Source organism: Paracoccus sp. S4493 (assembly GCF_000967735.1).
GTDB classification, from domain to species: domain Bacteria; phylum Pseudomonadota; class Alphaproteobacteria; order Rhodobacterales; family Rhodobacteraceae; genus Paracoccus; species Paracoccus marcusii.
In genome coordinates this window covers 1-23592 of sequence record NZ_JXYF01000086.1, presented here as the reverse complement: position 1 = coordinate 23592, position 23592 = coordinate 1, and the positions used below count along the sequence as shown (strand labels likewise).

25 protein-coding genes are annotated in these 23592 nt (G+C 58.6%); 9 read left to right on the top strand and 16 right to left on the bottom strand.

All coding sequences use genetic code 11. From position 1 onward, the window contains the following. Positions 1-42 precede the first annotated feature (42 nt). The 15 genes from TW83_RS12580 to TW83_RS19835 all read right to left on the bottom strand — a co-directional run bounded on the left by TW83_RS12580 (position 43) and on the right by TW83_RS19835 (position 12102). Positions 43-357: an H-NS histone family protein gene (locus TW83_RS12580; protein ID WP_045983118.1), complete on the bottom strand. Its 315-nt coding sequence runs from the start codon at positions 355-357 to the stop codon at positions 43-45. Between the two features lie 66 nt (positions 358-423). Continuing rightward, complete coding sequence (locus TW83_RS12575) at positions 424-1494, bottom strand: type IV secretion system protein (protein ID WP_045983117.1); 1071 nt, start codon at positions 1492-1494, stop codon at positions 424-426. A 1-nt stretch (position 1495) separates the two neighbouring features. Further along, positions 1496-2035, bottom strand: coding sequence for a hypothetical protein (locus TW83_RS20620; protein WP_157001555.1), 540 nt, complete (start codon positions 2033-2035; stop codon positions 1496-1498). Beyond that, a complete protein-coding gene (locus TW83_RS12570) occupies positions 2028-3029 on the bottom strand; it encodes an ATPase, T2SS/T4P/T4SS family (RefSeq protein ID WP_045983128.1) in 1002 nt (333 codons plus the stop codon). The genes TW83_RS20620 and TW83_RS12570 overlap by 8 nt, the downstream gene beginning before the upstream one ends. A gap of 11 nt (positions 3030-3040) precedes the next feature. Further along, entirely contained in the window at positions 3041-4444 is a 1404-nt protein-coding gene (locus TW83_RS12565; RefSeq protein WP_052714863.1) for a TrbI/VirB10 family protein, read from the bottom strand. Then, a complete protein-coding gene (locus tag TW83_RS12560) occupies positions 4441-5154 on the bottom strand; it encodes a TrbG/VirB9 family P-type conjugative transfer protein (protein ID WP_343251968.1) in 714 nt (237 codons plus the stop codon). Before TW83_RS12560 ends, TW83_RS12565 begins: the two co-directional genes overlap by 4 nt. Next, on the bottom strand, positions 5151-5774 hold the full coding sequence (locus TW83_RS12555) for a type IV secretion system protein (RefSeq protein ID WP_045983116.1): 624 nt from the start codon (positions 5772-5774) through the stop codon (positions 5151-5153). Before TW83_RS12555 ends, TW83_RS12560 begins: the two co-directional genes overlap by 4 nt. An 83-nt stretch (positions 5775-5857) precedes the next feature. Then, entirely contained in the window at positions 5858-6646 is a 789-nt protein-coding gene (locus TW83_RS12550; protein WP_045983115.1) for a type IV secretion system protein, read from the bottom strand. A gap of 1 nt (position 6647) precedes the next feature. Continuing rightward, positions 6648-7850, bottom strand: a complete 1203-nt coding sequence (locus TW83_RS12545) for a lytic transglycosylase domain-containing protein (RefSeq protein WP_162198043.1) — start codon at positions 7848-7850, stop codon at positions 6648-6650. Beyond that, positions 7837-8061, bottom strand: coding sequence for a hypothetical protein (locus TW83_RS20615; protein ID WP_157001551.1), 225 nt, complete (start codon positions 8059-8061; stop codon positions 7837-7839). Before TW83_RS20615 ends, TW83_RS12545 begins: the two co-directional genes overlap by 14 nt. Next, a complete protein-coding gene (locus TW83_RS12540; RefSeq protein ID WP_045983114.1) occupies positions 8054-10432 on the bottom strand; it encodes an ATP-binding protein in 2379 nt (792 codons plus the stop codon). The genes TW83_RS20615 and TW83_RS12540 overlap by 8 nt, the downstream gene beginning before the upstream one ends. Beyond that, on the bottom strand, positions 10422-10700 hold the full coding sequence (locus tag TW83_RS12535; RefSeq protein WP_042250064.1) for a VirB3 family type IV secretion system protein: 279 nt from the start codon (positions 10698-10700) through the stop codon (positions 10422-10424). Before TW83_RS12535 ends, TW83_RS12540 begins: the two co-directional genes overlap by 11 nt. A 4-nt stretch (positions 10701-10704) precedes the next feature. Then, positions 10705-11025: a TrbC/VirB2 family protein gene (locus TW83_RS12530; protein ID WP_052714862.1), complete on the bottom strand. Its 321-nt coding sequence runs from the start codon at positions 11023-11025 to the stop codon at positions 10705-10707. Beyond that, positions 11022-11507 (bottom strand): lytic transglycosylase domain-containing protein, encoded by a 486-nt coding sequence (locus tag TW83_RS12525; RefSeq protein WP_239441334.1) that lies wholly within the window; start codon positions 11505-11507, stop codon positions 11022-11024. The genes TW83_RS12530 and TW83_RS12525 overlap by 4 nt, the downstream gene beginning before the upstream one ends. Positions 11508-11730: 223 nt before the next feature. Further along, on the bottom strand, positions 11731-12102 hold the full coding sequence (locus TW83_RS19835; protein WP_239441333.1) for a hypothetical protein: 372 nt from the start codon (positions 12100-12102) through the stop codon (positions 11731-11733). Positions 12103-12877: 775 nt separating this feature from the next. On the opposite strand from TW83_RS19835, the gene TW83_RS12515 reads away from it, so the two are divergent. The 6 genes from TW83_RS12515 to TW83_RS22260 all read left to right on the top strand — a co-directional run bounded on the left by TW83_RS12515 (position 12878) and on the right by TW83_RS22260 (position 18538). Beyond that, positions 12878-14506, top strand: coding sequence for a hypothetical protein (locus TW83_RS12515; RefSeq protein WP_204245750.1), 1629 nt, complete (start codon positions 12878-12880; stop codon positions 14504-14506). Next, positions 14496-15500, top strand: coding sequence for a dienelactone hydrolase-related enzyme (locus TW83_RS12510; protein WP_045983111.1), 1005 nt, complete (start codon positions 14496-14498; stop codon positions 15498-15500). The genes TW83_RS12515 and TW83_RS12510 overlap by 11 nt, the downstream gene beginning before the upstream one ends. A gap of 133 nt (positions 15501-15633) precedes the next feature. Further along, positions 15634-16167: a hypothetical protein gene (locus TW83_RS20610; RefSeq protein WP_157001549.1), complete on the top strand. Its 534-nt coding sequence runs from the start codon at positions 15634-15636 to the stop codon at positions 16165-16167. Between the two features lie 319 nt (positions 16168-16486). Beyond that, positions 16487-17233: a replication protein A gene (locus TW83_RS12500; RefSeq protein WP_045983121.1), complete on the top strand. Its 747-nt coding sequence runs from the start codon at positions 16487-16489 to the stop codon at positions 17231-17233. Positions 17234-17644: 411 nt separating this feature from the next. Continuing rightward, complete coding sequence (locus TW83_RS12495; RefSeq protein WP_162198042.1) at positions 17645-18382, top strand: sporulation protein; 738 nt, start codon at positions 17645-17647, stop codon at positions 18380-18382. Between the two features lie 30 nt (positions 18383-18412). Continuing rightward, positions 18413-18538, top strand: coding sequence for a hypothetical protein (locus tag TW83_RS22260; RefSeq protein WP_255352792.1), 126 nt, complete (start codon positions 18413-18415; stop codon positions 18536-18538). A 352-nt stretch (positions 18539-18890) separates the two neighbouring features. Here TW83_RS22260 and TW83_RS12490 read toward each other — a convergent pair whose 3' ends face one another. Then, the gene (locus tag TW83_RS12490) at positions 18891-19847 is read right to left on the bottom strand and encodes a DUF808 domain-containing protein (RefSeq protein ID WP_045983109.1); all 957 of its coding nucleotides are present in this window, start codon (positions 19845-19847) and stop codon (positions 18891-18893) included. Between the two features lie 376 nt (positions 19848-20223). Here TW83_RS12490 and TW83_RS12485 point away from each other — a divergent pair, with 376 nt between their 5' ends. From TW83_RS12485 to TW83_RS12475, 3 genes are all read left to right on the top strand, one after another. Continuing rightward, on the top strand, positions 20224-21192 hold the full coding sequence (locus TW83_RS12485; RefSeq protein WP_045983108.1) for a magnesium and cobalt transport protein CorA: 969 nt from the start codon (positions 20224-20226) through the stop codon (positions 21190-21192). A 154-nt stretch (positions 21193-21346) separates the two neighbouring features. Further along, positions 21347-22246 (top strand): aminoglycoside phosphotransferase family protein, encoded by a 900-nt coding sequence (locus TW83_RS12480; RefSeq protein ID WP_045983107.1) that lies wholly within the window; start codon positions 21347-21349, stop codon positions 22244-22246. A gap of 85 nt (positions 22247-22331) precedes the next feature. Then, on the top strand, positions 22332-23592 hold a 1261-nt coding region (locus TW83_RS12475), incomplete at its 3' end, for a cation:proton antiporter (RefSeq protein WP_157001547.1).

The window sequence follows — 23592 nt, the reverse complement described above, 5'->3', positions numbered from 1 at the left end:
CGGGCGGCCAATGGCCGCCCGTTTCTTTAAACCTCAGCATCATCACTGGATCAGAAGATCGTCCACGGTGCCCCCGGCAGTCAGGTGATCCTTCACCCAACGCGGCTGACGCCCCCGTCCTGTCCAGGTCTCGGACGTATTGTCAGGATTGGCGTATTTTGGCGCAACAGCCGCCTTGGGGGCCTTTCCATTCGCCAGAAGGTCCTTGAGCGAAAATCCGTGTTCCTCGGCCGCTTTCTGCGCGGCCGTTATGGCCTGTTCTCTTTTCCTGGCCTCAAAGCCGTCGATCTGGCGACCGACCGCCTTGTGAAGATCGCGAAGCTCTTTCAGCGACATATTTTCAAGATCGAAATTCATCGCGGTTCCTTTTCTAAAAGTAAGGGCAGCCAAAGGCTGCCCTTCTGTCCCTCGCTTATGCGAACATTATTTTCCGAGTATGCGGGCTTTATCCTGCATTCTATTGATTGATGCTGCAACCCCTGTGGTCGCCTGAAAAACAGATGGGTGTGCTGCAAATGCTTGTCCGGCGCGACCGACAGCATTCTCACCACGCACCGTTTGCGCTGGAATTTTGGAGAGAGCGACTGCGCCCTGGCCTGCCTTAGCTGTGTTTCTCACGGCGTTCAAAGATGTTTTTGAATTGTTCATGAAAGTTCTTCCAGTAGCAATGACCCCCATCGCATGTATTTGTCCCGAAACACTACTGACGATACTTGGAAGGAGGGCAACACAGATCAATATAAGGATCATAAGCACGATGAAAGGAATGAAAGCGCCGATGCTGTCGTAAGTATCTGTCCCAATCCTGTTTATCATGTCGTTGCCCATGGACAGCATGATCGAGAAGATCGAGGCTATGAACAGGGGATAGAGTGACCAGCTGATGCAGGAAGAAAGCCAGCGTTCAAAGAATCCCTTCGTCGCCTCGAACAGCGTCATTGCAATCATGACAGGGGCCAGCCCCAGCAATACCGTGATGACCACCTTCGGGAACAGGATCATCAAAGCAGATACGGCCGCAACAGAGCCGATGAGCAAGGATGAAATGCCCATCATGATCATGGTGCCGAACCAGCCGCCCATTTCCCGTCCGATGGTCGTGGCCGCTCTCGCAAAACTATCCAGCATTTCATCAATGGCTACAGCAAACCCGTCCGTAATCGTCGGCCCGCTCAGGCCGTCGCCGCTGGAAGCCAAAATACCGCCAGCGGTTGCCTCGATTGCACTGAGAATGCCGTTTGCCACCGCCCAGAATTGATTCCAGTTCCAGGCGAATATTCCAATCAAAGCCAACTTGATCATCAGGCCAATACAATGCGCCCATGCCATGGGGCGCAGCTGAAGCATCATGTTAATACCGACAAGAGCTACTGCCAGGACGGCCATATATCCGACAAGGGTGCCCGATGCTTCAACCAAACCAAGGAAAGTCGACCTCGCAGCGTTTTCAAGAAATCGTTCGGCAGAGTCCACAATCAGCGCCACAACCGACATATTATTGACCCCGCGATTGACTGCAAATTGTCAGCGCATCGAAGTGTTTCGAGCTTGCTTGCCGTAATGCTTTACGCCTCAGGTCAGCAATTTCAGCGTTACTCTTCCCTTCGGTTATTTGCTGATATTGCCAATCTGCCTCATCCCATGATGGATACTCAATATTGCAAGGGCATGAATTCGTATCAATAATTTCAGTAAATCGTAGTGCGTCGTATAGATCGGTAAGGAGCAATGATTTTCTGGCGTCGGCAGGTGGCAGGTCCATTGCCCATTCCGGGCGTGGAGGCTTCACGCATCCATAACGTGTTGTCTCACCCCCAGCCTGGGGCTTTGACAGATCGGGCATGGTAAAATCCATGAAGTCCCGCTCGGCCTGTGTCAGCTGCGGCTCGGTCTGGGCTTGTGCAAATTGCACATCGCCCATTCGCGCGGTGGATGCAGTCTCGGCAGGGAGCCAGCTGTTAAGGACGGCGCCACCGATCGCCACACCGACAGCAAGCGACGAGAGAGCGATGACAAGGGTCTTCTGATCAAACATGGCTCGTATCTCCATTGTCCCCGGCGTCAGGGATGTAAAATTCCAGCACGCCCCGATCGCCGCCGGCGCGACCCGTCTGGATCACCACGTCGATCGAGCTGGCGATATAGCGCAGCGTGTCCGCATAGGTCAGCGGCAGTTCCGACTTCAGCGCCATGATGGCGAGCTTCGATAGAGCCAGCTTTGGGGTTTCGGCATGGATGGTCGTCATCGACCCGCCGTGGCCGGTGTTGATGGCCTCGATGAAGGTCATAGCCTCCTTGCCGCGAACCTCGCCCACGATCAGCCGGTCAGGCCGCATCCGCAGACAGGAGGTCAGCAGAATGTCCGGCGTCCTGGTCTTGCTGTCCCGATCCGCAATCAGTGTCACCACATTGGGCTGCGTTGGCACCAGTTCGGCGGCGTCTTCAATGGTGATCATCCGCTCGCTGTCGCTGACATAGGACAGCATCTTGCGGGCAAAGACAGTCTTGCCGCTGTCGGTCGCACCAGCGATCAAGGCATTCATCTTGTGGTGGACGATGAATGCCATGGCCGCGTCAATGTCGCCGGAGGCTGCCAGTTTTTTCAATTCCCGCTTGGTTTCCGCGCGGGCCTGGTCCACCGAGTATTCCTGACCATGCAGATATTTTACCCGGATCTTGTCGAGGGGCAGGGACGAGAAGAACCGCATCGAGATTGCAGCACCCGACAAAACGGCAGGCTCTGCCACCACCTGCGCGCGGATCGGGCGGCCCCGATAGACCACGGAGGTCGAGATGATCGGCGCATCCCGGCCAAGGGTCAGCGTGCCCGCACTTGCGATGCGGCGGCCCAGGTCCATGACTTCCTGTTGGTTCATCGGTGCGCGGGTTTCCAGCTTCATCGCCGGATCGCCGTGTTCCAGCGACCAGATGCGGCCGTCCGGGTTGATGGCGATTTCCACCAAGGCGGGGCTGTCGATGACAGCCCCGATGCGGGACAAGGCTTCATCCAGATAGCTGCCATGGCTCATGTCATCCATGATCAGAATATCTCCAGATCGCGGTCCACCATGACGGTGATCCGGGTGCCTTGGTTCACGGTGATCGTCGGCGGCATCGAGACATACTTGCCGATGGCAGACTCTGTTGCGCCGGTGACGGCATTGGACACGCCGGTCGCGGGATCGTTGGAACCGCCCGTGGAAATGGTCACGCCCCCGTCGCCGCTGTCGTCCTGCAAGGCCGAAGGGATGGCCGAGATTGTGGAAATCAGAGCCGCCGCCCCAAGCCTACGGAAGAAGTGATTGTTGACCTTGCCGGTGGTTCCGGAACGGCCCAAGGCATCGCCACCGAAGGAGCTGATCTGCACCGACTGGTTGTCGGGCATGATGATGCGTTCCCATGCCACCAGAAGCCTGTTCTGGCCTGTTTCGACATCAGCTGAATAGCTGCCGATCAGACGCGACCCGCGCGGGATCAGGATGCGCGATCCGTCATAGGCCACCACATCGGTTGTCACGAGGCCCCGGATCGGACCTTGAAGCGTGGAGTCTATAGCTGTTTCCAGAACCGCCTGGATCATCGTGCCCTGCGTGACGGTATTGGACGGGTTCACGATGATTTCCGCGCGCTGGACCTGCACCGGACGCCCGGCATCGCGCACGAATTGGGCATCATCGCTGAGACGCGCCGCCTGCTGCGCAGCCGCCCCGTCTCCCAGACCCGCCGCATCGGCGATGGCACCCCCTGCGCCGCCGCCGCCGAGGGCAACCATGGAAGACTGCAACCGGGCCTCTTCCAATTGGGCCGCCTCGTCAGCGGCCTGACGGCGCTGCGTGAGCAGATCGTCATCGCCACCCGGCATCACGCTCTGGCCGTTTTGCAGCCGCAGCATGTCCAGATCGTTCTTCAACTCGGCAATTTCGAGGTTACGGCTGCTGAGTTGTTCGTTCAGTTCCTGCTCGCGCGATTGTGCCTCGTTGCGCAGATGGTCCAGCTCGCCGCGCATTTGGTCGAGAGCTTGCGTGTCCACGACAGGTTCACCATCGGCATCCTCGGCCGGGGCCTCGGACAGCCGGTCGATCTGGTCCTGCAAGCCCCGGATCAGCTCGACCACTTCGGAATTGTCGCTGCCAGCCGCAGGGGCAGGGGCCGGTTCAGGCTCTGCAACCTCGACCGCCGCCGGCACGGCGGACGGGGGATTTTGCAGATCGCCAAAGCCGCTGCCCTCGTTCTGGAACTCCTGGGCTTCACGGACGGTCATATCCGCTGCGCCGTCAGGGAGCGAATAGACATAGACCAGCCCGGCGATAGCCACACCGCCGCACAGAAGCCCGGCCATCTTGGCAGCCTTTGCCGCAGGCCGGGCCTTGGGTTGATTGCGCGGATTGGATTTCTCCAGCGCCGCCAGCCGTTCGCGCAGGTCTGCCGTTTCTTGTTCGCTCATTGCACCAACCTCACGGCTTTCATCATCCCCACCGTCGATTCAACGGTCCCCAAGCGCAGCATCCAGAACGGGCTGGTGCCTGTCACGCGCACCACGCCATCGGGCATGGTCTGAGAATTGACCGTGATTTCCTGTCCAGCCGTGACCTTGAAGATCGCAGGCAATTCGCCGTTGCGCCGAAACTTGAAGTAGGTGAAGGCCCCATCATCCCAGACTTGCGTGGGGGTGGTGCCGTTCACGATGCTGCCGCCATAGTCGTAATTCAGCGGCCCACGGGCGACCTGGCGGTTGGCGGGCGTGGCGCTGCCCGAGCCGCGCGGGTAGGTGAAGCGCACCACGGAGAACTGCGCCGAGGTAGTTTCCGAGACTTCAAAGTAATACTGCCGCTTGTTGGTATAGACGTTGATGTTCGTGGCGGCGCCGCTGGTCGTGGGTTTCATCACGAAGGCGCTGCCACCGGGCACCGCATCGAAATTGAAGCTGACGGTATCGCCCGCGACCACGGAGGTGATTTCTTCATCCGGGCCGAACTCCACGGACGTGACTCGGCCTACCTGCGTCTGGACGCGGTAGACCTGTCCATCGACCCATTGGGCATAGCGGACACGGGCATCGAGATTGCCCGCCCGAGGGGTCACTTCGGCCAAGGCGCTCGACGCCCCCATGCTGGCCGCGCACAGGGCAATGGCAAGACAAGTGCCGCGCATCATTGGATCTCCGATCTGTCAGACGTGATTGCGTATTCGTAGACTGAGAAGCCGAACGGGTTGGTCCAGACATCCTCAAGCGAACGGGCCTCGGTCGTGTCGTAACGGAAGGCCAGTGTCGCCGTGAACAGACCCCGAGTTTCCCCATCACTGTCCTGCAGCCGCTTGCGCAGCCGGACCTGGGCCCGATCATTGGTGATCTGCGTAACCGACAGAACTTCCACATCCATGCGCGCATTCGCACCGTATTTACGTTGCGGATAGTCCGGGTTTTCCGACGACCAGAGGCTGCGCATGGATTGCAGCGCCGCCCCCGACGACCGGGCCAGCACCGAGCGGACCCGAAGGTCATTGTCGAGCATGCTGTAGGTTTCCCGGTCGCGCACATAGGCGTGGACCAACGACTGCACGACAGCATCGCGGTTGCTGACAGAGACTGTTTGCAGGTTCACCATCGGCAGCGCCATGCCGCTGGACGGATCGAACGGCACCAGGACCGGGGCGGGCGTCTCATGGCTGGCCGCGATCACCGCCGCCATGATGCAGCCGATGGCACCGAAGCCCCATCCGGCGACCCCGAACTTCTGCCAGAAGGCACCGCGCCGCCGCTCGCCGTAGATCAATTCCTCCTCTGTCTCACTGACACTCCGGGAAGCGACGGCTGCGGCTTGCGCCTTATTGTTTCTGCGATTGAACATCGGTGGCCTCACTGCAAATCCGGCATGGTGAAATCGAGCATCTGCTGCTCCTGCGCCCAGGCACTGGCCTGCGACACGTCCGACATGCCCATCCCGTAACTTTGGATGGCAAGAAGCTGGTTGTTCTTGATCAACTCGCTGACGGCCTCACCCATCATGCGGGTGTTCAGGTCGATGGCCTCCTTGATGCCGGTCTGCTGCGGGATTTCCCCGACCAGGCGGTCAAGGCGCTGGAGGCTGACCGCACTTTCGCGCTGTGCGGTGTCGGCCGAGGCCGCCACCATCGCCCCGGTGGTTGCCTGAGATGCCGCGCGTTTTTCCGACACGTTGCCGTCCCGGCCCATTTCCTCCACCCGCGCCGGATCGAGGCCCGCCCCGATCATCGTGGACTGCGCTGCCGCCTGTATCTGCTCACGGTAGCCCGACGACAGGCCCGACCAGTCACCGGAGGATGCCGCATTGGCGGCTTGCAGGATGCTGGTCATTTTCGGAGCGAGAACCGCATCCAAACCATCCCCCATGAGAAGGCCCTGAATGTCGGCATTGCCGGTCAGGACGGCATAGATCTGTTGCAGCTCATTCGTCTGTGATTGCAGTTCGGCCAGTTGTTCGATGAATTGGTCCAGCATGTCGCTCTGGATGCCGTAATCTTCCAGCATCCGCCTGATCTGCGTGATCTGCTGCGCGATGGACTGGGTATCGACAGTCGGTACGCCCTGCGCCGTGACCGGCGCGGGCAGTGCTACAGACAGGCACAGACCCGCGCCGACGATCAATCCTTTGAATGCAATCCGCATCTTACAATTCCCCTTCAAAATTCAAGAATGCGCGTTCCTGCGCGAAGGCAGAGGCGGCCGCTATTTGCTCAGCCGTCATCGGCTTGGAGCGGGTGGCGACGAGGCGCGTCCTGATGACCAGCAAGCGCACAAATTCGGCGCGCACATAGCTGTTCAGGGCCATCGCCTCTGCTGCGTTGCCGGTATCCCCAAGACGGGACATGGCTTCTTCAAGGCGGGCCATTGCCAGCCCCATGTCCTGCCCGGCTTCATCGGCATATTCTGCCGTGGCCCCGCCAATCATCGCCCGGTCGGCATTCGCCATATAGCTGGCCTCGATGCTGCCGATCTGGTCGGCCGCACCTAGTGCTGCCATGTATTCTCGATACTTGGTCGGGATGATCTGGACGTAGTTCTGGGTTTCCGCAAAAGGCGGTACGCCGCCATATCTGCGAACATTTCCCGCCCCGGCATTATAGGCGGCAAGGGCCAGGATCATGTCGCCGTCAAAGTCGTTTAGGCGCTGCGCCAGATACCGTGCGCCACCTTCAGCTTGAACATAAGCGTCATTCCGGTAGGTGCTTCTGATGCCAAGATCACCAGCGGTATCAGGCATGATCTGAGTAAGACCATAAGCCCCGGCAGGCGATTGAGCATGCGGATTGAACCGGCTTTCCTGCCAGATGAGAGCCTGCAACCAGCACCGCCACTGGATCAGCGACAGCCCGGCACGCTGCATGTGGTGGGTGTCTTGCGCTGCGCGGATGATGATCTGTTCGACGTTCTCACGCTCGCCGCTGAACAGCCGGTCCGCAGCGGCGCTGTTGTCGGTGGCATAGACTTCCGCAGAGGGTGCAAAGCCTTCTTCTAATCCCCGAACCGTTTCCTCAGCCCCCGCCCCATCATCGGGCAGGGTCATTCCTTGGGTGACTGCCTCCAGCGCCTCGACCTGCTCACGTTCGGCTTCAACACGCTTGCGGCCTTCTTCGGCCTTCTGCCGTTGCAGAACGAGGTCCGCTTCAAGCCGCAGGGTAATTTCCGCCTCGCGGGCATTCTTGGCCGGATCAACAACCGGCACACCCTGCGCCATCGCCGTGCTGGACAGCATTAGGGAAAGAACAGAGGCCGCTAAAGCCACCGCGAAACTGCCCGCAAGCCCTTGCTCGATCCTTGACGTCTCGCGCGGGCCTTTTGCGGGCGGGGAGCAAGGATCATCGTTGCACATAAGGACCGTCCTCGACCGCGCCCTCATAGACACCCACCTGTCGCACGGCGTCCTGGCGCGCTTCGCCCCACAATTCTTCCAAGGGCCGAAGTTCGCAGGTCAGATCGCCGCGTGCATTGAAGCACTTGCTGCTGACCGGTTTCGATTGGGTGCCAGCGCAAGCAGACAGGGCAAGGGACGCCAAAACGGCGCAGAGGGTATGCTTACGCATTTTCAAATCCTTTCCAAAAATCAGGGCGGGTCCGGTAGTCTGCGCCGACCAGCGCCTCACCGGCCTTCATGCCGCCGAGGATGGTCAGGAGTGGGCCAAGGGCCGAAAGATCGGTGTCAATGACATGCGAGCCGTCATCCGACCGCAGCAGGGCGATCCGCGAACCGGGATTCACGCCCATGAGGATTTCCATTTCTTTCTGGTTCAGTCCGAGCCCGTCATAGTCAGAGGCACCGGCGTCCTTGTTCGGCAGCAGCATCTTAGTAGGCAGCGCCTGCAGCAGGGTTCGGCCATGCGCAGTTGCGTTCAGCTGATGCGCAAACTGCGTCATCATAACGACGACCGTGTTCTGCTTGCGCGCCGTGACCAGCCATTTTTCGATGCGGCCCGCAAAATAGGTGTTGTCCAGAGCCTTCCACGCTTCATCAATGATGATGATCGTGGGGCGCTTGTCCTCGATCTGCCGCTCGATGCGCCGGAAAATGTAGGACAGGACCGCCATCCGGGCTTTCTGGTTTTCGCTGTCCAGAATGTCCGTCAGGTCGAAGCCGACAAACTGGCCGTCCAGCGAGAAGGTATCCTCAACCTCGCGCCCGAAAATCCATCCAAAGCGGTTTCCTTCGGTCCATTCGTTCAGCCGATCCGCCAGCGCGCCCCCGTCATGGGTGGAGCCGACCAGCTGCGCAAACTGCGTCCAGGTCCGTAGGTTCGGGTTTCGCGCCTCTGCGTTTTGGCGCACAGCGTCGCGCACAGCGCGGGACTGTTCCGGCTGGAGCTGGCTATGGCCGGTTTCCATCAGGTGAATGATCCAGTCGCTCAGCCATTCTTGTCCGGCCGTGTCCGTTTCGACCCAAAGAGGGTTAAGGCCGGTGCGTTCGCCTGCCTTCAGTTCGGAATACCGACCGCCCAAAGCGCGCACGGCCATTTCCATGCCCCGGCGATAATCAAAGACAAAGACCCGCGCGCCGACCCGTTGCGCTTGCGCTGCCAGAAATGCCGCCTGCACGGATTTGCCTGACCCCATGCGGCCTAGGACCAGCGTGTGGCCGTTGCTTGGCTCTTTTTTCGGATCGCCTTCTTCATGGAAGTTGAAGCGGTAGGCACTGCGCGAAATTGTCGGAAACCACGTAATCGGAGTGGCCCAAGGCACATTTTCACCGCTCTTGCCCATCGCAGCACGATGCAGCGCCGCGAAGTCGGCAAACTGTTCATTGGTGATCGCGCCTTCGCGGATGCGGAAGGCACGGTTGCAGGGATGCTGGCCGAAATAGACGGTGCGGGCCGTATAGCCCTGCGCGATCATCTTGACGCCCGCGCCTACGGCGATGTTGCGGATCATCGAGCTGATCTTTGCCAACTCCGCTTCGCTGTCAGCATAGACGGCGACCGCCATCTGATGCTGTCCGAAAGAAATCTCACCGGAAGCCAGACGGTTTTGCGCCTGTTGCACGGCCTCGATTAGGTTGGCGGCCTTGTCGTTGATCGCGGCGCGGCGGCGCAGTTCCCGCGCGATCCGCTCTTCCATGATGCCGCTGTTGACCGGAACGTAGTAGTTCGACACCACCATATCGACGGGCAGGTCCAGTTCATCGAACATGGTCACGAAGGACTCGCGCGGAAACTCTTTGATCGAGTAGATCATGCCCACCCGATCCGGCAGGCTGCCCCCGGTCAGGTAAATCTTGTCGCCCTTGAAGGTGACGCGTGTGTTGCTGACGGTTTCCGCAATGGTCCGGTCCAGCGACGTGTGAAATGTCGGAACCTCGATCCCGGTATTGATGCTTTCGAGAAAGCCAAGCAGTTGACCGCTGGATGCGGTCAGCACTTGCGGGTTCATGCCTGACAAAGCCGAGCAGAGAAACTCCACGACCTCTTGCAGCTGGCCCACCTGGCCGTCGATCTGCCGGGCCAGAGCGTCCTGAGACTGGCGCTGCGAGAACGGGATCTTCGACAGCACGTCAGGACGCTTGATGACGGTTATGGTGATGGTGTGTTCGCGCAGGTTGGCGCGGCTCATATGGGCCTGCCAACGCCGGTCGATCTGGGCAGCAAGCCCATCATCCGCGACGGGCGGAAGGGCCGTGTCGATGCGGCGCGATACCTTGTGGACGGTATAGGCAAACTTGTCGCCGGTCTGGGCGATGATGCTGGCGAAAATTTCCTTCATCCGGTCCAGCTTTTCATCGGCGACGGTCAGGCTGTTCAGCCCGGAGACGCGGATACACTGGAACAGCTCATTGCCCCTGGTGCGGATGGTCAGGTCGTCGATCAGCGAGACATATGGCAGCATGGAAGCCACCGATTGTTCCCGGCTGGCCCATGCGGGCAGGGCATCAAGGGCGGCAGGCCCAATCCGAAGATTACGGTTCATAGCTATCAGCACCCCATTGATCGCGGTTTTTGGTTCGGCGGGTTTTTTTGCTTACGACCGTGACCACATCGAAAAAATGCGGGTCCCATTCGGCAGCGATCCAAAGGGCCGGATAGGACAGGGCCGTGAATGTGAGGGTCCAGAAACTCTGGACCCACACGAAAGCCAGGACGGACCCCACCATCCAGATCACGGCATAGAACATCGGAAGACCCATAATGCGGGCCGGGCGAATGAGGCCGAGGAACAGGGGGGACCGTTTGACCATGAGATTACTGAGTGCCCCACATCGCGTTCACGATGACGCTGGCGCCGGCGACGATGGCGATGCCCGCGACGACATAGACGACAGTGCGGAAATCGACGTAGCCCATCAGCCAAGCCGCGCCGATGCCGATCACGGCCAGCGTTGCCATGGCCCGGCCAAGCGGTCCGGTAAGGGTGTCGGCAATTCCGGTCAGAATGTTCGTAATCGGGCTGAGGTTGATCTGCCCCTGGGCCATTGCAGGCTCAGTCATCAGCATGAAAAGGCCGACAGCCAGAAAGGCAAAGAGCAGCAGGTTGAGTGCCGAAACTGGCATTGATTTGGTCATAGGATGTCTCCGTTCAATCGGGAAAAGACGGCCATCACCTTGCGGACGTGGCCTTGGGTTTCGCGGTAGGGCGGAATGCCCCCGTGGCGCGCGACAGCTTCAGGGCCAGCGTTATAACCAGCCAGTGCCAGCTCCATTGATCCGAACCGATCAAGAAGAAGGAGCAGGTATCGTGCAGAACCATCGAGGTTCTGCTGCATGTCATGGGGGTTCACGCCGAGCGTTGCGGCGGTGGCTGGCATCAGCTGGCCGAGGCCGATAGCCCCGACATGGCTCCGCGCCCGAGGGTTATAGGCACTCTCGATTTCAATATTGGCACGGTAGAAATGCCGCCATTCCATGACTGACATTCCGGCTTTGCGCAGGGCGACGTGACCGCCGTAGCGCATTGCGGTCTGATCAATTGCATTGAGGATTTCTTCGCTTCCGGAAACTGCACGCGGCGCGACAAAACCGCTTTCCGGTTCTGCAAGAAACGACATGGAGTCTTGGGAAGGGGATGCCGGGCGTTCAGCCTCTGGAATTATCGGCTGCCCGCCTGATCCGAAATGGCGAGCGAAGCCGTTGCTTTGTTCTCTGAATTGAAAGGCTCCATCGGAGCCGGGCACGAGAACCATGCCATTTGCAAAGGAGTGGCCTGGATTAAGCGGAAGAAGCCCTATCAGGCAGCCAGCCATTGCCGGAGAAAAGGAGGATAGTGAAGACCTAGCTCTTTTTCTTATCTTCTGGTTTTGTTGACGTTGAATGGACCGTCCGCTCGTCATCAAACAGCGGAACATCCACGTGCCTGAATCCGGCTTCGTGCATGAAGGAAGTAAGGCCGTTAATTGTTCTGAAAACCCTGACTTTAATTTCGTCCATATCATCGACCTTTCGTGGTGTCGTGACGAGGAGTTTTTCAAAAGTCCCTTCTGAATTAACGACGCGAACGATCCATTCGCCATACCAGACGGATGCTTTGCGGTAGGCCGCCGCTTGGCAAACGACCTCAGCGAGATAGCCGCTAGCAACGAGCTTTCTGAATCTGGGTTCTGTAACCACATTCGGCGTTTCTTTTTCTAACTTTATTTCTTCCACGCCTGTGGTCCTCCAACTGGTAGGACTAGGCACCCTTCTCGGGTAGCCCAGTTCTACGATACTATAATATTGACATCAACCCTATAGGATTGCTGAACGCTACATTTCTCCTGCGCAGCCATCAGTAGGGCGCTGACCAATGAAATTAAAGCTACTTCGGAGGGTGCGGCTTGTGCTGGCTAGGGGGAGTGTTGCGTGCAGGATTGTCTTCCGCCCGCGGCAGAATGCCTTTGCCACAATGCCGGGATTTGCTGCTGCGTCTTGCGTGGGTTTTCCAAGCGACGCCTGATAAGAAGCATGGCGGGCAGACCTGATGATGGGCCTGGACCGCGATGGGTGTCTTGCGTGACAAATAAGCAGGGCGGCCCGAAGACCGCCCTAATGCACGGGGCCGGGGCTATAGGGTGCTATGAGCAATGTGCAGTTTGTACATTCCTCATTCGTAGATCACGTTTTCGCATCTCTCGCCCTTCCACATGATGGCGACATGCCCAGTGTTCCACTTGTAGAGCCAACCCACGACTTCCCGCGATCCCTGATCCAAGACACGCTTGATCGGATGAGCCTGCTCTCTCTCATTGAGCGATCCAGTAGTATCGTCATCGACGGACACGATTTTGCTGCCTCGAATACCCATATCATTACTCCCAGGGGCGGCGCGGTGTGTGGCAACGCAGCGCGTTCCATCCACCGGCGATTTGTTCATTTCTGGTTAATGAACTATGGTCCGCGGCCTGATCACGGCACGATACGAAATTGAGCGAAACAGAACGAAATGAAACCCTCCAACATGCTGATAAAAAATGGAAAGTTTTTCGTTCAGCCTGATGCTGGTGGCAGAGATTTCAAGGTGCTTTTCAAGAACCTCGCGGCGGCAGGAGCCGGGCGACCGGTTGACGAAAACGGATTTCCAAAAGGCCCTTGGACGGCAGACCTTCTCGCTGAAGCGATCTCATTGATCGACGCAAACCGGGCAGGGATAGAGCTACGCACTGTCCAGCTCTGGTTCCAAGACAACGACAAAGGCATCAGTCCAGAGAACATCCGATGGCTTGCAAGGATCTTTGGCTGCGACGACCCCAAGGCGACAAGCGCCTGGCAAGCTGAATTGAGTGCATCGCAAAGGCAGCTGGTTGCCAAAAGACGCGAGCGGCAGAAATCTTTGGTCAGCAGCGCTTCTGAGGCAAGCAACCTAGAAGAAATAGCAGTCGAAGTTGGCGACGGGATCGTGATTGATGCCGACGACGATCTTCCTGATGATACTCAGCCCAAAAGACGCTTCAGTCTGGCCCGAACATCAGAGGCAATCTTTGGTGGGGGATCGTTCCTAGACCTGCCGGTATCAGTCTTTGCCGGCGCGGCGGTGCTTGGGTTTATGTCTGTCTTCCTGGGTGTCCATAGTATTACTTACGCGGAAAACAATGGACCATTGAAGCAAGTAGGCTTTTTTTGGGCTCCAAACTGGACCCTTCTTTTCATGGTCTTCCTGCCTCTCTTTCTCGGCTTTTGCCATGAGGTCATAGCCTTCTGGAAAAATGAGGGACGAAACCTGCTTGTTGCAGCAAGCGGTAGTACAGAGGGCAATAATGGATGGTTGAAAAAGGTTGAGGCTTCGCCGCTTACCTACTGGTCAGTGTTTCTCATCTGCATAGGATTTGCGGGTCTTTTCCAGTGGGTCAGTGTTCGCTTGTTGCCCCTTATTGATGGTAGTCGCGATTATGCGATTGATTGGGGGTCAATTGGCATCATACGCCCTGAGCTGACGTCCGTAATGGCCCAGGCATTCTTTACCGGAATTGCTTACCTGTACATGTGTGTCTGCTTCTATCTTTTCTTCGTAGGACTCATTCTTCTTTACACGTTGGCATATGACTATAGGGATATTAAACGCCAATCAGAGAGGGTTGATGATGACAACCTTTCAGATGCTATCCTGGGGGTCAGCGCAAAACTTTCTAGAGGATTTTTTAGGTGTGCTATATCAGGTATCTTGATTGCAATCTGCATGAAGCTTCAGTCTATTTACTTGGTTACAGACAGTAGTGATATCATAAGCTGGTTCGTGAATGACTTTCTGGCTGTCGCGGTTGGGAACGACACTATTTTTCGCCGCAAAGACTTCAGTACCCCTAACCAATATACAAGTCTGCTTATTGTCATGGTAACAGTGTTTACGTTCGCTTATGTAATTTCCCAAGTGGGACTTGTACGGCAGTTTGGAAGTGTCCCTGTAAAAATGGCAGGTTGTATCCTTTCTTTGGTGATAGCCTATACGGCTATCGGGATGTTCGATGGCTTTTCAATCATTCTAGGTCTTTCCATACTTTTCGCAGCCTATGGCCTCTTTGATCCATGGCTTGGATCGCGGTCTGGCAATGTGGAAAGGCGCGTTGATGTATCATAGCTGGCTGGATTGTTGGGATGATAAACGGGCGCAGCGTGGAAACGCCTTAAAGTGCCAGACTGTGTTCAGTCTGGACGCGCATCTTGCGTTTCCTACACCGGAAAATAAAAATATTGGCATTGCTGATTTCATGCGTTTGGCTGAGCGAGCTGTCGCTGATTCTTCATTTTTTGAAGAACCCGCGAAGTCTGATTTCAACTATACATGGAAAGATGGCTGGATCGAGTATCAGTCTGATATTAAAACGGGCGTTGCGGAGAACGACCGTATTCAAGCCAAAGTAACTGACAGCATTACCAAAAAACGCGCCCTTATTGTTTTTCATCATTGGAATGCGAGATCGAGATATAAGCAGATCGCTGCATTCCTATCGAGGCGGGGAATTACGGTAGTCCAGATCGCTATGCCGTATCACTTTGAGCGGTCCCGGTCGGAATCGTCATATGCGGATTATATGATCAGCTCTAATTTGGGCCGGACACTACAGTCGGTTCAACAAGCCGTATCGGATGGGCGGAAGCTGATACGCATCCTGGAACGTGAGGGCTATGAGCATATTTCGGTCTTGGGCATAAGCCTTGGGTCTTGGATCGCTGGCCTTGTTGCCGCTACAGACCGAGCTGTTAGGAAGGCAGGGCTTTTTCTAACCGCAGGTAGTCTGGCCGATATGGTTTGGACCGGAGATGCCACGAAGCACATTCGCGCCAGCCTGGAGGGCCAGATCGACACCACGCAACTCAACAGAGTGTGGAGTCCGCTGAATCTCGAAAACTATACAGAGCAGTTGGCACGGCCCGGTCTGGAGCTTCTGATTGTCGTTGCGACCAGAGACACTGTGGTGCTGCCCCATCTGGCAGAACCTTTGATCACCAAATTGAACCAGGCCGGGGCGAGGGTGGACACCCTACAGCTGAACTGCGGGCACTATTCGTTTTCGCTGCCACCGTACATCCTACCGGCAGGTCTTCGCACGATCCGGTTTCTAACAGGGTGAAGAATGACCTCTAGGCGTTGCCAAAGCGTTCTCAAACGCTCTATATGATCTTATACTGATGACAGACATCGTATAGGATCGTTGCTTTGAGGGAGTGGTTATGCGTCGTCTAGGCCAAGTCACGTTGGGAGTGATGATCGCCGTGTCGGCGGGGGTTGTGACACCGATGCGTGTCGCTGCGCAATCCTACCCGATCGACTGCGCAATTCTTCTCTGTCTGGCTGGCGGCTTCCCTGCATCAGCGGAATGCACAGCAGCAAGGATCGAAATGATCCGTCGCGTTACGCCGTGGCCCGTTGAGCCGCCCTTGCAGCTCTGGAACTGCCCGCTGCGGGCCAGTGGTCTTCCGCCGCTGCCCAACATGGGCCCCGATGGTCTAACAGACCAGATCAGGGGGTATCGTGACGGGATCGAAGTCTACCACGTCAACTATCGTGGTCAGCGGAACAGTGACGGCATCGAGATATCAGATTCGACGCAGCGGGGCTTCTACGACGAGGCCGGCGAGTTTCGTTGGATCAGTATCCGCCTGGAGGACGCGCCGTTGTGGGTTCGTGACCGGGTTGGGTATCACGGTGGAGAACAAGCCGGAACGAGGCGCGGCATTGCGATGAGGACCATGGATTACAGCGGTCAGATTTCCGAAGTCATTTGGGAGACTTACTGATGCGTGTACTTGGCAGCATATCGGCATTCTATCAGTTGCGATGCATGCGCGTGTCCCTCGCGCGGCAAGCTGAAGCCCCTGCAACGGGAGGGGCGCGCAAAATCAGGTAAAAATACCAGCCCAAAAGAAATCCCCCCGCGCGGGGGTCCGCACGAGGGGCTTGGTGTCGATAACTCAGGTTTTGCCGACCTGAACTAGCACTCATTTCTATTAGCTATAGTTATCCTCCCACTCCCGAAAATCAAGAGCAAAGAACGCATCTGTGCGAACGGATACGGCTTGCCTGCGGACACCGCGCTTCTTGATCGAGGAGCAGCAGATGAATACCGGAGAGGCCGCAGAACGCGGCAATTTTTTCAGACGCATCAACAGCGTTATCAATGGCACGCGCACCGATGGCCGTGCGGCCGATCGCAAGCCTATCCGCCGCAATTCGCGCCGTAAGGGATCATGCGAGGCATCATTCTGGCGCGGGACGTCACGCCGGGACGTGCAGAAGGTCTTGATGGCCGCCCGACAGTATGACCGGGCAAAGAAGGAACCCGGCAAGCGAAACGGCCCCCTCGGGGGCATCGCTTTGGAGGTCTTGGCGCTGTTCGCCAATCTGGTGAACTTCAAGTCGGGCCGACTGGACCCGTCCCTTGATTACATCACTGACAAGCTATGCCGCTCGCGTGACGCAGTTGTGCGGGCGCTGAAGGCACTGCGCGATCATGGCTTTCTGGACTGGCTGCGCCGCTTTGAACCTGCCCCGAATGAGGGCCGGGGACCGCAGGTCCGACAGGTCAGCAATGCTTATCGCCTGTCTGCACCGAAGCGCGCACTTGCGCTTCTCGGGCGGTGGACTGGTCGACCAGCCACGCCGGATGATGACCAGGCAGCGCGTAATGACCGTGCCGCTATGGAAGTAGAGCATGTCGAAACCCTCGACCTTGCTGAACTGGCAACGTTCAAGATCGAGGACTCGGATCTTGCGATGGCTTTGGCATTGATGGGCAGGGCCGTAGATTTACGCGAGTCCGCCAAGCGGACTGAATCCCAATCTATCTCTTTCTCTTATGCTTGAAGACATTGATGACGTTGCGCATTGGGCCGCTAACGCGCCCCTGCCGCGGTTCCGACCCGAACAAGACGGCTGATGGGCAGGCTTAGCACCTTAAGATCAAGCCGTAGTTCTGGCCGCGCCGTTATACTGGTTATGAATGACAGCCTGTTGCGGCCGGGGAGCCATGCAAGACCGGGTCGAGTAATGAAGCGTTCCAGAAGAGCTTTTTTCAGCCTTCTGCCTGTGCTGCACCCTTTCAGGGCCAGTGTTGGCAAACTGATAAACGACCACAGGGGGAGCACAAATGCGGGGCAACTCCAGATCGCCGTCGCGACAACGAAAGGCGCGGCAGTATGCTCCTCGTTGTGCACCGGATGTGTCCGTGGCACACCTAACTCGACGTCTGGACAATCATTCGAGGGAGGAAAAGGCTTGCTGAATAAGATGTTCGAACGCCTAGGGATCGGCGGCCTGAAGGTGGAGACGGTTCTGGACCAAACCGAGGTGCGTCCTGGTGGGCAAATTACCGGGAACGTCGTGATCACCGGCGGCGCCGGAGACTGGGGCTGTGAGAAGCTCATCGTCGAGCTTCAGAGCTACTGCCAGTTCAAGATGACGGATGGAGAGTCGGTTCCTCAGATGATCGGGATGGCACTCGTCAACCTGCGTCCTGGCCTCATCGCTTCGGCCTCGAAGGAGAGTTTTCCTTTCGTCATCGATGTTCCACTGACCACACCTGTCACGGGCGGGGCAACGAAAAGCGCGATGACCACCCGGCTTGACGTGGAAATGGCCGTCGATCCGACCGACATGGACCCGGTCACCATTCTGCCTACGGAGCAGATGGCGGCCGTTCTGAAGTCCGTCGCGGCTCAAGGGTTTCTCTTGCATGAGGCCGATGCCAGCTATGACCACCGTCGTGAAACTCCCGTTCAGCAAACCTTCGAGTTCCGCCCCACTGGCCATCATCAGAGCCGCATTCACGAGCTGGAAGTGTCCTTCGTGACGGGCGAGAGCTTGATCGAAATCACCATCTCGGTCGATAGGAAGATTGGCCTAGCTGATTCTGGAGGTGAGCGAAACGCTCGTTTCACCATCGCGAAGGATCAGATCGACTCGGAGGCCATAGACGCCGCGGTCAAGGATGCGATTGCGGCCCTAGGTCACTAGCATCCGTATTCCTGCACGATCTCCCCTGGGGTGCCCAACGCTTACCTGACCGAGCCGCATTTCCACGACGACGTCTGGCGCCATACTGCCGTGCAGCTGGGCGCGATGCAGGGGCTGACTGGGCTGATGGCGGATCACTTGGCGACGCAGGTCTAGCAGGCGGCACCGTGCAGGCAATGCGCCTGCACAGAATGATCTTACCTTGCTAAACCTCCCTCCTGAAGCTGGCACAACCCGCTGGCCGGGTGGCACATCCCGATGCCCATCCGGAGGATGCAGAAGAGGCTGTGTTTCTTCTGGCACAGATGGATCAGGGCTTGGCGCGGCCTCCTATGCCATGGCACTCCCTACCGACCGCATCCGGCGGGATCTCGGTTTTTATCTACGGCAGGCGGGTCCGGACAGGCTGACTTTGGGATTGGTAACGCGCATCTTGCCAATCCGGGACCGCACGACAGGTGGATCTGATAAGCAGGATGCGCCCCATGGCTCCGACCTCCCTTGGGTGTCAGTGAGCTGCCTGCTTTTTGCCAAAGATCGGCTTCACTCCATGGAGCACGACAGGAACCAGCAGCATTCCCAGCAGGAGACCGAGGATCCCGTCGATGCCTGCGGTCACCGTCCAGGCCACGACGCCTGAGGCGACCGGGACGGCATGGGCCGCGCCCTCGGCGATATGGTGGATCCAGTCATAGATCGCAGGCCATCCCAGGACGTCCAGGCCGTGGATGATGATGTTGCCCCCGACCCAGCACATGGCTGCCGTTCCTACCACGGTCAGAAGCGTGAAGACCTTGGGCATGGCATGAACAAGGCCGCGTCCCACGGCCTGCATCGCGCCGCTGCGGCTGAGCGTCATGTGCAGGCCGACATCGTCAATCTTCACGAGGAAGGCTACCGTGCCATAGACGGCCGCCGTGATGACAGTGCCGACGACCGCCAGGGTGATGCCGCGCATGACGATGCTGTCCGCGTCGATCACGGAGAGCGAGAGAACCATGATCTCCGCGCTCAAGATGAAATCCGTCTTGATCGCCCCCCGAACCCGCTGCGCCTCGAGGGTCGCCGGATCACCGACGGACATGTCCTTGGCGACCTCGCCATGATCATGTGGTCGGATAGCATGCAGAACCTTCTCGGCTCCCTCGAAGCAGAGATAGGCACCCCCAAACATCAGGAGAGGCGTGATGATCCAGGGCGCGAAGGCCTGCAGAAGGAGGACCGCGGGAAGCAGGATCAACAACTTGTTCTTCAGAGAGCCCATGGCGATCCGCCCGATGATGGGCAGTTCCCGCGCCGGTGCCAGGCCGGTGACGTATTTCGGTGTGACGGCCGCGTCGTCGATCACGATCCCCGCGGCCTTGGCACCAGCCTTGGCAGTCGATGCCGCGATGTCGTCAATGGATGCGGCAGCCACTTTTGCAATGGCCGTGACATCGTCGAGTAGGGCAAGCAGTCCGCTCATCTTGCAGGTCCGTCCGTCTTCGCGAGAAACTTTCACCGGTATTACACAAGCCGCCCGCATGCCCAATGAGCTTTTCACAAAGCGCCGCCGATCTCGGCGATCTGCTGGACCCGCGCCTAGCTCCACTGAAGGCCGAATTATTGCTTATCTCCGGGAGACAGGCCGCGCGTGCTATGCTCAACCGGCGATAGGAATAACTGGACAGGTGTCGCCCTTTGCCGTCTGGAAAACCGCCTGTGCAGGGAAGCTGGAAGACACTCAAGCCGCAGATGTCCGGTTTATGCGGCAGCACTCCCTGATCCGCCCTTGACGCCCAAGGTAGGTGTCGGGTTAGGGCTTATGCCTCGTAGGATGCCTACCGTTCGCAGAGGTTACCATGACGGTCGTTGCTGCCTATCTCTACCGCCACGGCAAGCGCGTGCGCGAGGTGTCGATCACCGAGAAGATCGACTGCCCCTCGGACAAGTCCGAGTTCGTCTGGATCGGGATCTGTGATCCCACCGAAGAGGAGATGCAGACGCTCAAAGAGCAGTACGACCTGCATCCGCTGGCCATCGAGGATGCCGTCAAGGCGGACCAGCTGCCCAAGGTGGACATCTATGGCGAACAGCTGTTCGTCGTTGCGCGGACTGCGCATCTGGAAGGCGATACGATCACCTATGGCGAAACCGCCATCTTCGTCGGCCACAGCCATATCATCAGCGTGCGCCACGGATCGGCCCGCTCTCATATCGCGCTGCGTGCGCAGCTGGAGGCGGCCCCGAGCTTGCTGATCCATGGGGTCGACTACGTTCTTCACGCCATTCTGGATTACATCGTCGATGGCTATCTGCCCATCGTCGAGCAGATCGAAGAAAAAGTGCTGTCGATGGAGCAGCAGACCATTGACACTTTTCTCGGTCGCGAAGAGATCACCCGCATCTTCGCGCTCCGTCGCCATCTGACCAGGTTTCAGCGGGTGCTTGGCCCCATGGGCGAAGTCGCCGGCAAGCTGGTCCGACAGGACCTTCCCTGCATCGATGCCAACACAAGGCCGTACTTCAGCGATGTCCTGGATCATGTCCGGCGCGTGCAGACCATGGTCGACGGGCTGCTTCAGGTCCTGGCCTCGGTCTTCGAGTTCAGCAACCTGCTGGAGCAGCAACGCACAGGCATCATCACCCGCCAACTGGCGGCATGGGCCGCCATCCTGGCCGTGCCGACGGCAATTGCAGGGATCTACGGCATGAACTTCGAGAACATGCCCGAACTATCGACCAGGTACGGCTACTTTGTCGTGCTCTCGGTCATCGTGGCCGCCTGCACGTTCCTCTATGTCCGCTTCAAGCGGCTCGGCTGGCTCTGACTGGATCACCGGACGACAGTGAATGCCGCTGTACCGGGGTGCTACTCCATCGACGCCTTGGCGGGCTTCTCCACGGCGGAAAACGGCTCGAGTCGCGATCCCGGTACGTCTGGACCGCCATATACGCGGGTTGAAGCGGTTCCTGGACCCGACAATGTGCCAGAAGGCCCTGCGGCGCGTCGTCGGCGTGCTGCCGGATCTGGCCGCGGCCGATCTGGTCCTGCTGCGCTACAAGCCCGGTCGCCGTATGGTCGCGCGACTGGACCTGCAAGGCCAGCCTCGGGGCGTGCTGAAGGTGATTGCGGGGCGAGCATTCGACGGCGCACTGATCGGCGCCACGGCCGCGATGGCCGATGGTCAGGCGCCCCTGTTGGGCGCGGATGCCGCCTTGGGCGCGATGCTGACGGCGTGGATCCCCGGCTACCCGGTCTGTCCCGAGATGACCAGCCATGCGCCCAACCGCACGACTGTTGCGCGGATCGGAGCCGTGCTGGCCGCCCTGCATGCCAACCCCTTTCGGCCCGCGACCGAATGGACCGCGCAGGCGGATGCCGAGGACGTTCTGACCGTCGCCGCCGACCTGATGCCGTTGGATGCAGACCTGGCCACACGCGCGCAGGCCTTGGCCACCCCGTTGGCCGCACGTCTGGCTGGAACGGCGTTCGACCCGGTCCTGGTCCATGGCGATTTCAGCGCCGATCAGGTGGTGATAGGCAATGGCGGGCCGGTGATCCTCGATTGGGACAATGCCGGCCTAGGCGATCCGGCGCGGGATGTGGGCAGCTTTCTGGCGCGGATGGACGCGCAGGTGATCGACGGGCTGCTGACGCAGGATCAGGCGGATGATCGGGGCGCAGCCTTGCTGCAGGGCTATGGCACCGTCCCGGCCTCGGTGGTGCTGCACCACGCCCGCGCGCTGATGCTGCTGCTGACCGAGGGGTTCCGGAACCGCCATCCCGACTGGTCTGCGCGGACCCAAAAGATGATGGTCCGCATCGAGCAGGTGCTGGGCACCATGACGACGCACCACGCGAGTGGCATGCGTGGCTCATAAAGATTGTCTTCCCTTGACTGAGCTAATGATGGATGTGGTCGGTCGGCTTGCGACATAGAGCCGACCAACGCATGAAAGCATGCCGATGTTTGAACATCTGACAGAGCCGCCCGATCCGTACATTCTTGTTCTGATGAGTTTCGGGGTCCTCATCGCCCTCGTGGCTTGGTTGCCCCTGGTCCTTCGCCGATTGCCGCTTTCGCTGCCGATCGTGTGCATCCTCATTGGGGTTGGGCTCGGTCTGGTGCCGGGGTTGAGGTTCGATCCCTCGCCTCTCGAGTACCCCGCGATTGCCGAACGATTCTCCGAGTTCGTGGTGATCATCGCGCTCATGGGGGCAGGTCTCAAGATCGACCGGGTCCTGGGGCTTCGGTCCTGGATGATCACATGGCGGCTGATCTTCCTGACCCTGCCATTGGGGATCGCGCTCATTGCACTTCTTGCCGGGACATGGCTTGCCCTGCCTTGGACGATGGCTCTTCTGCTGGGTGCTGTCCTGGCCCCAACGGACCCTGTGCTGGCCTCGGACGTACAGGTCGGTCCTCCGAAGTCCGGTGAGGAAGACGAGGTTCGCTTTGCGCTGACGTCGGAGGCCGGCATCAATGACGGTGCCGCTTTCCCCTTCGTCCACCTTGCCATCGTCCTGTCAGCGGCCACGGTGACGCAGGAGCCTTGGTTCTGGGACTGGCTCAGTTACAACGTTTTCTGGGAAATCGGCGTTGGAGTTCTCGGGGGCTACCTTATCGGCAAGCTCTTCGGCTGGATCACATTCCACATTCCTGCCGAGAGCAAACTGGCCCAGACTGGTGACGGGCTGATCGCACTCGCAGCCACATTCATTTCCTACGGCTTTACAGAGACCCTGCACTCCTACGGGTTTCTGTCGGTGTTCGTCACGGCGTTGACGTTCCGTCAGGCTCATCGGGATCACGATTTCCATACGGACATGCACGATCTGACGGAGCAGGTTGAGCGGATCGCGATGATGATCCTGCTGCTGTTCTTCGGTGGCACCCTGGCAAATGGGTTGCTGTCCGCCCTTCGCCCGGTGGATTTCGCAGGTGCACTACTCATTCTCCTGGTTATCCGACCCGTTACCGGAATGATCGGTCTGGGCGGCGTGAATGCGACGCTTGGCGAACGTCTGACCATCTCATTCTTCGGAATTCGCGGGATCGGTTCGTTCTATTATCTGGCTTACGGCCTCAACCACATCGACGACCTGACCCATGCCGCGCGTCTATGGGCTATCGTGGGGCTCGTGGTGCTGCTGTCCATCATTATGCACGGCCTCACAGTGACCCCGATCATGAGGCGACTGGACCGCACGCACGGTCGTGACCCTG

Bases quoted from the DNA above. Each gene is read 5' to 3' on its own strand.
- TW83_RS12580 (WP_045983118.1), bottom strand. From the start codon at position 357: ATGAATTTCGATCTTGAAAATATGTCGCTGAAAGAGCTTCGCGATCTT.
- TW83_RS12575 (WP_045983117.1), bottom strand. From the start codon at position 1,494: ATGTCGGTTGTGGCGCTGATTGTGGACTCTGCCGAACGATTTCTTGAA.
- TW83_RS20620 (WP_157001555.1), bottom strand. From the start codon at position 2,035: ATGTTTGATCAGAAGACCCTTGTCATCGCTCTCTCGTCGCTTGCTGTC.
- TW83_RS12570 (WP_045983128.1), bottom strand. From the start codon at position 3,029: ATGAGCCATGGCAGCTATCTGGATGAAGCCTTGTCCCGCATCGGGGCT.
- TW83_RS12565 (WP_052714863.1), bottom strand. From the start codon at position 4,444: ATGAGCGAACAAGAAACGGCAGACCTGCGCGAACGGCTGGCGGCGCTG.
- TW83_RS12560 (WP_343251968.1), bottom strand. From the start codon at position 5,154: ATGATGCGCGGCACTTGTCTTGCCATTGCCCTGTGCGCGGCCAGCATG.
- TW83_RS12550 (WP_045983115.1), bottom strand. From the start codon at position 6,646: ATGCGGATTGCATTCAAAGGATTGATCGTCGGCGCGGGTCTGTGCCTG.
- TW83_RS12545 (WP_162198043.1), bottom strand. From the start codon at position 7,850: ATGTGCAACGATGATCCTTGCTCCCCGCCCGCAAAAGGCCCGCGCGAG.
- TW83_RS20615 (WP_157001551.1), bottom strand. From the start codon at position 8,061: ATGCGTAAGCATACCCTCTGCGCCGTTTTGGCGTCCCTTGCCCTGTCT.
- TW83_RS12540 (WP_045983114.1), bottom strand. From the start codon at position 10,432: ATGAACCGTAATCTTCGGATTGGGCCTGCCGCCCTTGATGCCCTGCCC.
- TW83_RS12535 (WP_042250064.1), bottom strand. From the start codon at position 10,700: ATGGTCAAACGGTCCCCCCTGTTCCTCGGCCTCATTCGCCCGGCCCGC.
- TW83_RS12530 (WP_052714862.1), bottom strand. From the start codon at position 11,025: ATGACCAAATCAATGCCAGTTTCGGCACTCAACCTGCTGCTCTTTGCC.
- TW83_RS12525 (WP_239441334.1), bottom strand. From the start codon at position 11,507: ATGTCGTTTCTTGCAGAACCGGAAAGCGGTTTTGTCGCGCCGCGTGCA.
- TW83_RS12515 (WP_204245750.1), top strand. From the start codon at position 12,878: ATGAAACCCTCCAACATGCTGATAAAAAATGGAAAGTTTTTCGTTCAG.
- TW83_RS12510 (WP_045983111.1), top strand. From the start codon at position 14,496: ATGTATCATAGCTGGCTGGATTGTTGGGATGATAAACGGGCGCAGCGT.
- TW83_RS20610 (WP_157001549.1), top strand. From the start codon at position 15,634: ATGATCGCCGTGTCGGCGGGGGTTGTGACACCGATGCGTGTCGCTGCG.
- TW83_RS12500 (WP_045983121.1), top strand. From the start codon at position 16,487: ATGAATACCGGAGAGGCCGCAGAACGCGGCAATTTTTTCAGACGCATC.
- TW83_RS12490 (WP_045983109.1), bottom strand. From the start codon at position 19,847: ATGAGCGGACTGCTTGCCCTACTCGACGATGTCACGGCCATTGCAAAA.
- TW83_RS12485 (WP_045983108.1), top strand. From the start codon at position 20,224: ATGACGGTCGTTGCTGCCTATCTCTACCGCCACGGCAAGCGCGTGCGC.
- TW83_RS12480 (WP_045983107.1), top strand. From the start codon at position 21,347: ATGTGCCAGAAGGCCCTGCGGCGCGTCGTCGGCGTGCTGCCGGATCTG.